Source organism: Enterococcus sp. 3H8_DIV0648, from assembly GCF_002140655.1.
GTDB classification, from domain to species: Bacteria; Bacillota; Bacilli; order Lactobacillales; family Enterococcaceae; genus Enterococcus_A; species Enterococcus_A hulanensis.
Map to the genome: position 1 here is coordinate 136,129 of NZ_NGLG01000002.1, position 7,853 is coordinate 143,981.

Sequence of the window (7,853 nt, forward strand, 5' to 3'; positions counted from 1 at the left end):
GAACTAAACGGTGAAATATCTTATTATAGAGCGTCAATTTTGCCGTCAAAAGAAGGAGAGTATTATGCGTAGAGGAGAAAATATTTATCATAGAAAAGATGGTCGCTGGGAAGGTCGATATAAGAAAGGAAGAAACTCTGATGGAAGAGCTAAGTATGGATATGTTTACGGAAAAACATTAAATGAAGTTCGTATGAAGCTTTATCCATTAAAAGTTCAGTATCAAACAATCCAAGAAATTCAAGGCAGTTCTTGTATTCCATTTGAAGAATGGGGACAGCTATGGTTGCGAGAACTACAAGTAAGAATTAAGCCTGCAACTTATTCCAATTATCAATATAAATTAGCAAGATATGTTTTTCCTTATATTGGAGAAGTCCTGCTAAACGAATTAACCCCCGAGATAGGCGAAAAGCTAGTATTCCAATGGTCTCGAGAAGGACTAAAAAGATCTACGAAACAAGCTATTCTAAGAATTATCTGTCAATGCTTAAAACAAGCAGTAGAGGAGCAGCATTTAAATGATAATCCTTTTCGATCAATTAAACTTCCGAGAGAGAAAAAGAAAAAAATCCGTTCACTTACAAAAAATGAACGACGAGAATTAGAGAAAAGAGCGCTTCATGAAAAAAATAATCGAGGTATCCCGACTTACTTAGCGCTTTATACTGGACTGCGTATCGGTGAAATTGCTGCACTTTGCTGGTCAGATATTGATTTTGATCGCAATCTATTACATGTAAACCACACCTATCAACGTATTCTATTAACAAAAGGACAAAGGAAAACACAACTTGTCTTTGCTTCTGCTAAGACTGAGGCATCTACACGAGTAGTTCCACTAAGTAAAAATCTAAAGCGAATATTACTTCAGATGGAGAAAAACGCTACAAGTCAGTTTGTCTTTTCATATAAAAATAGACCCATGGAACCAAGGTTATTGACCTATCATTTCCATAAATTACGTAAAAAATGTGGATTGGAAGACATTCATTTTCATCAGCTTCGTCATACATTTGCTACTCGCTGTTTAGAAGTACAGGGAGATGTTCAATCCATCAGTGCGATGTTAGGTCATACATCTACGCAATTAACTTTAGATACGTATGCCGATTCTATGATCGAACAACGGATAGAAATCATCTATCAGATGGAAAAAGCAGCTAGTTAACTAAATAAATCGTTTTCAAAAAAAGTCATTAAAAAAATGGGGTAATCCCTTTTGCTTTATTGAAGTAAGCGCTTACTGCAAAAATATGAAAGTTGAAAACCCATTTTCTTGGTGTTTTCAAAAAAATTTGGGTAATAAAAAAATTCACAATCTCTTATTCACCGTCACTTCCCGTCAACCCTCCCTTAAAAACGTTGATACCACAATGATTTCAGGCTTTTTGTTGGTTTTCGCAAGACCAAGAACTTTATAACCATTTTCGTAATAAAATACCGTGTGTATTTTAAAAACAATACATAAACAAAAAAATTATAAAATAGCCCATTTTTTTGAGTTTTTCAGATTAAAAACAATAAAACCAACGGAGGACCATATGAATATTGAACGTTATAAACCCAAAGTAAATTCCTTTCACTATGATGCGAAAGAAGAGTATGAAGAATATGAAAATTCCTTCAAAATTCACATCACCCCTTTAAGAATATCGTACCCAGCGGAGCAAGACAATTCTAGTACTCTTGGAATTCGCTTAGATTTCAATATGATTTTTGATGAGTTTGTGATCTCAGGCAGTTTGGGGCAAGTCAATCTATTCAAAGACCGACGAATTGAATCACAAGATGATCTAACCAAGGAAGAGCTGGATGAATTATTAATGCCGCTCTTTCTTTTAGTGAAACGGTTGACCTATGAAGTGAGTGAGATTGCCTTAGACGAACCTGGGGTGACCGTTCAATTTGATCAACTGAATCAAAAAGCGATGGTAAATGAAGAAGAAGGGGAAATGTGAATTGGCTAAGAAAATGTATTATCAGAAAAGTTCGAAAACAATCTATCGATCAAAAAAGGAGCACTCTCTACTTATTAAGAGCGGGGTAAAAGGAGCGACCACATTAATCGGTTCAGCTTCGATCCTGTTAAGTGGTGCTCCGATTACTTTTGCAGCAGAAGAAGCTTCAGCAAAAGATAACGTGGAGTTGGCAGCAGACGAAGCGAATAAAACAGAAACAACGGACTCAGGAACAATAGATTCAAGTACACCTGTTGAACCAACGGACCCAGAGGAACCAACTGAACCGGAAGAACCGGAAGAGCCAGAGGAACCGACGGACCCGACAAAACCGACTGAGCCCACTGATCCAGTCAAGCCAACAAAACCAAAACCAACACAGCCAGTCAAACCAACTGAGCCGGAAAAACCAGCTCAGCCAACGCAGCCAGTGAAACCGACTGAGCCGAATCAACCAACACAACCAGCAGAGCCGACTAAACCAGTCGAAGAGACAAACACACAACAGGTTGAGGAAGCGGCTCCTGTGGTAACTGTGTCAGTGGAACAGCCTATCGTGAGCCAAGTAGAAACACAGCCCGTTACGAACTTAGTACCTTCGACAACAGTGGCGAGTGACGGAGCGATTCATTTTGAAAAGGATGAATCAGTAGAAAGCTTCATCAAGAAGATCGGTGAGCCGGCACGTAAGATCGGTCAAAAAGAAGATCTGTATGCGTCAGTGATGATTGCTCAAGCAATTCTCGAGTCCGCCAGCGGTACGAGCCAATTAGCCCAAGCGCCAAACTATAACTTGTTTGGAATTAAAGGGAGCTACAACGGCAAGAGCGCTACCTTCAATACGCAAGAGGACACTGGCGGAGGCAACATGGTCACGATTCAGGCAGCGTTCAGAGCGTATGAGAATTATGAAGAAAGCTTTGAAGACTATGCCAAGTTGATGAAGGAAGGTCTATCCGGCAGCAGTGATTACTACAGCGGAACTTGGAAGGAAAATACAGAAACGTATGAGGACGCAACCAAATTCTTAACCGGTCGTTATGCGACAGATACCTCTTACAACCAAAAGCTGAATGGGCTGATCGAAACCTACCAGTTAACCGAATACGATAAGGAAAAAGCAGAGGCGGAAGCCAGTGCTCAGGGCTTCGTCGTTCCAGTAGAGAATTATACAATCTCTAGTCCGTTTGGCGTCAGAGGTGCGGAATTCCACCGCGGCTTAGATATGGCAGCCGGACAAGGTGAACCAATTTACGCAAGTAAAGCAGGAACGGTCAAAGTAGCTGAGTTTCATTATTCTTGGGGCAATTATGTAGTAGTAGAGCACGAAGGCGGCACGACAACATTGTACGCGCACCAGTCACAATATGTCGTGAAGGCAGGAGATCAAGTCGAGCAAGGGCAGATTATCGGCTACGTAGGTAGTACCGGTAATAGTACAGGCAGTCATTTGCACTTTGAAGTATGCAAAGACAGCTCATTGAGTCAAGCTCAGCTGATCGATCCGGCCTCGGTCCTATTTTAGGAGTCGAGTATGAAATTCAGTATCCAAGATATTAAAAATCTGACATTCCCAAATGGTGCAATGGGATATAAGAAAAAGGATGTCGATGATTTCCTTGGCTATGTCGCTAAGGATTATCACTCCTATCAGCAGCAAATAAAAAATCTCAAAGCCGATCTCGAAGAAGCGATAGCCGAAAAGGAGATCGTTATGAATACCTCTCAGCATCAACGACGTTTCGATCAAGAAAAGCTGGAGGAGCTGCTAAATGAAAATAGAATATTGAAAAAACAGCTGACCGCAGCGCAGATCAGAAACCGTTCAGCGAAGCCAAAAGAGACGGTAGAGCTATCACTTTCGCAAAAGGTAGCCTTAAAACTTGAAAGTCAAGCGCAGGATGAGGCGAAAAAAATCCGAGAAGAAGCAGATGCTTACTATAAAGAGCAAATGAATCAGCTTCAGCAAGAACGTCAGTACTTGGATTGGAAGGTGCAGACAAGCTTAACAGAGCTAGTGAAGAATGAACGAATGGTCTTCTCCTCTGTAGAACAGCTAAAACAGGAATATCTGCAGCTAGTCAACTACCTGCGCAGTAATTTCGATACTCTTGGCGAAGAGCAGAAAAAAGAACAAAAGGTTCAGTAAGGAGGGGAAGCCTATGTACTTTAAACCCGTTGATATACGGAGAATGACATTTAGAAGAGGCCTTTTCGGTTTTCGAAAAGCAGATGTCAAAGATTTCTTGCGTCATGTGCAAGAGGATTACGATCAGTTCATTGAAAAGGATAAGCAAATCACCGAGATTCAGCAAGAGCTCGCCGATAAGCAGCAGACGATTACAGATTTAAACGAGAAGATCGCTCAGCTGACACTGCGCATTGGACAGCTAAGCAGTGAGAATACCAGTCTGAGAGAACTGGAGAATGACTATCAGGATATTGAAAAAATGCAGCTGATGGCTCAAAGGACTGTAAATACTGTCCAAGAAGAAGCGGACAAGCTGTTAGCCAGAGCAAAACAAGAAAATGAACGCTCGCTTAAACAAGCTGAAGCACAGAAGATGAACCAGCTGATGAATATCCAGATCGAAGTAGAAGGGCTGATCAAGGAACAACGAAGCCTAGCTGTTCAAGTAGCTGATAAGAAGACAGAGCTATTAGACCTGGAAATACAATGCGAAGAAATGATGGCGCAAAAACAAGACCTCGTTGAAAAGACACATCTGTTAAGGGAAAACTTCTTATCTATGCAAGAAGGTATCTCCAATCATGGCGAATCTTTTAATGAAGGAAATCAAGCAGCAGCGGAAGATCAAGCGGGGAAGAGACTTGGTTTAAAAGCTAAGCGGATCGGCTAGGAGGTGGAGCGCTCATGAACTTTGATCACTTGATTTGGATCTTTGATCTTTTAGAAAAAGTCCAAATTCGTAAATATGTTTTTGTTCTCATGGTAGTCATGATGACCGTCAGCTATCTGAAGGTTCGTCACGACCGGAAGAAAATCACTCAAGAAGAAGAGGATGCAGCGATCGAAGCCACCTATCAGAAGGACGAAAACGGTCTGTATCCATGGGAAGCAGATACGAATGATCATCCTAGCCGTGTGAAGAAAAACAGTCAGCCCCTTAAGAGAGATTGGGGTCCTCAACGAGGGAAATGGTGACGAGATCATCTTTTCTTCTATATAGCTAGGAGCAAATAATAAGTGTCAATAAAAGGGGAGTCTATGTGAAAGAAGTCAGTATCAAGCAAATAATCACACGATTGAAGCAAGTGCCAATCAATACAAAACAAAAACATCTATTTCTATCTATCTCAAATAGAAAAGAACGTGCCAAGGTCAAAAACGTTCGCGGCGAAACATTGAACGACTGCCTAGATTGGTTACAGCAGGAATTAACCAAAGCTGAATCACCCTACATTCGTGTCGATGCGGTAACACATATTGAAGAATATAACTATGCGGAATTAATGCGGCGTCTGCTCTTGGTGAAGCGAAACAATTTTTTCCGTACAGGGATCGCCTTTGATCGGAAATTCCGTACAGCTTTCCTCGGTGAAGAGATCATGGGAAGCGCCCTGATCCGCCCATCGCAGAATCATCGGGTCGGCTTTAATAACCCAGAATTATCCTTCAATATGCCGAACTTAGAACGCTATGTCCAAAAGAAATACCATTCACCATTAAGAGACAAGCTGAAGCAAAAGACCTTCTACTTATTTAGAACACAGGGCTTTTACTACGAAAACGGCAGCTGGCTCAAGCTATCGACAAAGGAAGAACAGGAGGGGATTCGCGAGAGCAATACAGGTATCTTGCCTAAGCAGATCGATCAGGCCATTGAAAATGGTGAAGAGTTTCTGTATCGGCAAATCAAGGATTCTGGTCAATTTATCTACGGCTATTATCCGACCTATAACTATGAGCTCACCGGCTATAACTCTGTCCGACACTTCTCCAGTGTCTATGCCTTATTAGAGGCGCAGGAATACTTAGACAAAAAGGAAGAATTAAAGCGCTCAGAGCAAGCCCTTGATTGGGGCGTGAAAAATCTCCTGATGGAAAAAGATGGCGCGCAGTACGTTCAGGAGCAAATGCGCTCTGGGATCTCCATCAAGCTAGGTGCGCAAGCTTTAGCGATCCTTGCGATGGCGAAGTTCCAAACGATCACTGGTGATACGAAGTATGAAACGATTATCAATCAATTGATCCAAGGAATCGATGATCGCTTCGTCAATGAAGAGGGTGAAACGACGCATATCTTAAACGATCAGCTAGAGACGAAGAAGAAGTTCAATATCATTTATTACGATGGCGAGGCCGTCTTTAGTATTCTACGCGGCTATGCCATCACTAAAAATGAACGGCATTTACAGTTAGCCAAGAAGCTGTTTGATCGTTTCGTGGAGAAAAAGTACGAACGGTATCATGATCATTGGCTGAGCTACGCTACGAATGAGATTCTCTTGTATTTGGATGATAAGAAGTATTACGAGTTCGGCTTGAGAAATGCCTTTGAGAACTTGGATTTCATCGAATTTCGTGATACTGCCTATCCGACCATGCTGGAGCTGTTAATGGCGGCGATCAAGATGACGGATAAGGTGAAGGAGACCAGCTATTTTAAACAAGGCGAGTTTACTCAATTTGTTTCCAAAATAGATTTCTGGCGTTTGCGTCAGGTGGCGATCAAACGTGCAGAGATAGAAATAGAAAAGGGTGTGATGTTTCCTGAGATGGCCATGTTTATGAAGTATCCAGACAGGATCGTTCATGGGTTCTATACGAGACATGACAAATTCCGGATGCGGATCGATGATCAAGAACATTTTTTGAGCGGCTTGATTAATTTTTTTGTCTATTTTTATAAATAGTCGGAAATGAGAAGCAACATTCTTTAATAGTAATAAAAAATTCTAATAAAGGAGTTATTACGAATGAGTAAAAGGAAATTGGTTTATCGTCGAGAGCCGATAAAAAAATACAGGATGCACAAGGTGAAGAAGCATTGGGTCGTTAAAAGCGGAGTCGCTGGCGCAATGATCGTGGGCACCGTCGCTGCACCAGCCAGTTCGTTTATCGCTCAAGCGGCTGAAGCTGATGTGATGGAAGACGGAGAAGCCTTCCAGACACAGGATCTGGAACGAACAGTAGATTCATCAATCCCTGAGATGGGGGAGACACCAGTTACAACTTCTGAGGAAGAAGAATCCGAAGAAGAACAAACTGAAGAAACAACGTCTACCGAAGAACCAGAGGGAAAAACGGAAGAAACTACTGAAAAAGAAACGAAAAGTAAAACAGCTAGAACTTCAGAGTCCAGTGAAAAACAAACTCGAGCTACCGAAAATGAAGATGGAACGAAGACTTGGGTAGCTAATGAAGATTCGGAAGTTAAAGTTTCTAATGTTAAACGATTAAAATCAGATGGATCAGTAGCAAAACCTGAATATACAATCGAAAAATATGATGCAGGCTTGTCATTTACATTTGAAGTTGATAATAGCAAAGAAAGTATTAATGTTGGAGATAAAATTATTATTCCTATTTATGGTAATAGTCAAAGTAATAACGGGTTAGCTACATTCAATCAGCTGGCAGGAGATATACCCGGAATAGGAACTGTCAAGTATATCTCAGATGATGTTGGATTCGAATTATTAGTTGCAAAAGAGATTGATGGTAGAGAAAGAGCACAAGTTGTAATGCCAGGGCAATCTTGGAATTTCCCTAAATACTATAGTTCAGAATCCAAACAATTAGAGTGTCTACCTATAGATATATTCTTGTCTGGAGAAAAAATAGAAACACTAACAACAACCTTTGTAAAATCTGCCATATCAGCGATTAATAGAAGTCTAACTCATAATGCAAGTGCTAGAGCGGAT

General features: G+C 41.0%; 8 protein-coding genes. All 8 read left to right on the plus strand.

Translation table 11 applies throughout. From position 1 onward, the window contains the following. Positions 1-64: 64 nt before the first annotated feature. Positions 65-1,171, plus strand: a complete 1,107-nt coding sequence (locus tag A5875_RS17145) for a tyrosine-type recombinase/integrase (protein ID WP_088934823.1) — start codon at positions 65-67, stop codon at positions 1,169-1,171. Positions 1,172-1,544: 373 nt separating this feature from the next. Next, positions 1,545-1,961 carry a DUF1149 family protein gene (locus A5875_RS17150; RefSeq protein WP_088934824.1) on the plus strand — a complete coding sequence of 139 codons (417 nt, stop codon included), beginning with the start codon at positions 1,545-1,547 and terminating at the stop codon, positions 1,959-1,961. A 13-nt stretch (positions 1,962-1,974) separates the two neighbouring features. Continuing rightward, on the plus strand, positions 1,975-3,486 hold the full coding sequence (locus A5875_RS17155; protein ID WP_088935829.1) for a glucosaminidase domain-containing protein: 1,512 nt from the start codon (positions 1,975-1,977) through the stop codon (positions 3,484-3,486). Positions 3,487-3,495: 9 nt separating this feature from the next. Continuing rightward, positions 3,496-4,110, plus strand: a complete 615-nt coding sequence (locus tag A5875_RS17160) for a DivIVA domain-containing protein (RefSeq protein WP_088934825.1) — start codon at positions 3,496-3,498, stop codon at positions 4,108-4,110. A 13-nt stretch (positions 4,111-4,123) separates the two neighbouring features. Then, the gene (locus A5875_RS17165; RefSeq protein WP_088934826.1) at positions 4,124-4,822 is read left to right on the plus strand and encodes a DivIVA domain-containing protein; all 699 of its coding nucleotides are present in this window, start codon (positions 4,124-4,126) and stop codon (positions 4,820-4,822) included. A gap of 14 nt (positions 4,823-4,836) precedes the next feature. Further along, a complete protein-coding gene (locus A5875_RS17170) occupies positions 4,837-5,127 on the plus strand; it encodes a hypothetical protein (protein ID WP_088934827.1) in 291 nt (96 codons plus the stop codon). Positions 5,128-5,192: 65 nt separating this feature from the next. Further along, complete coding sequence (locus tag A5875_RS17175; protein ID WP_254911904.1) at positions 5,193-6,839, plus strand: hypothetical protein; 1,647 nt, start codon at positions 5,193-5,195, stop codon at positions 6,837-6,839. 63 nt (positions 6,840-6,902) lie between these two features. Next, positions 6,903-7,853 (plus strand): KxYKxGKxW signal peptide domain-containing protein (locus A5875_RS23800; RefSeq protein ID WP_369596961.1); only part of this gene is annotated, 951 nt, incomplete at its 3' end.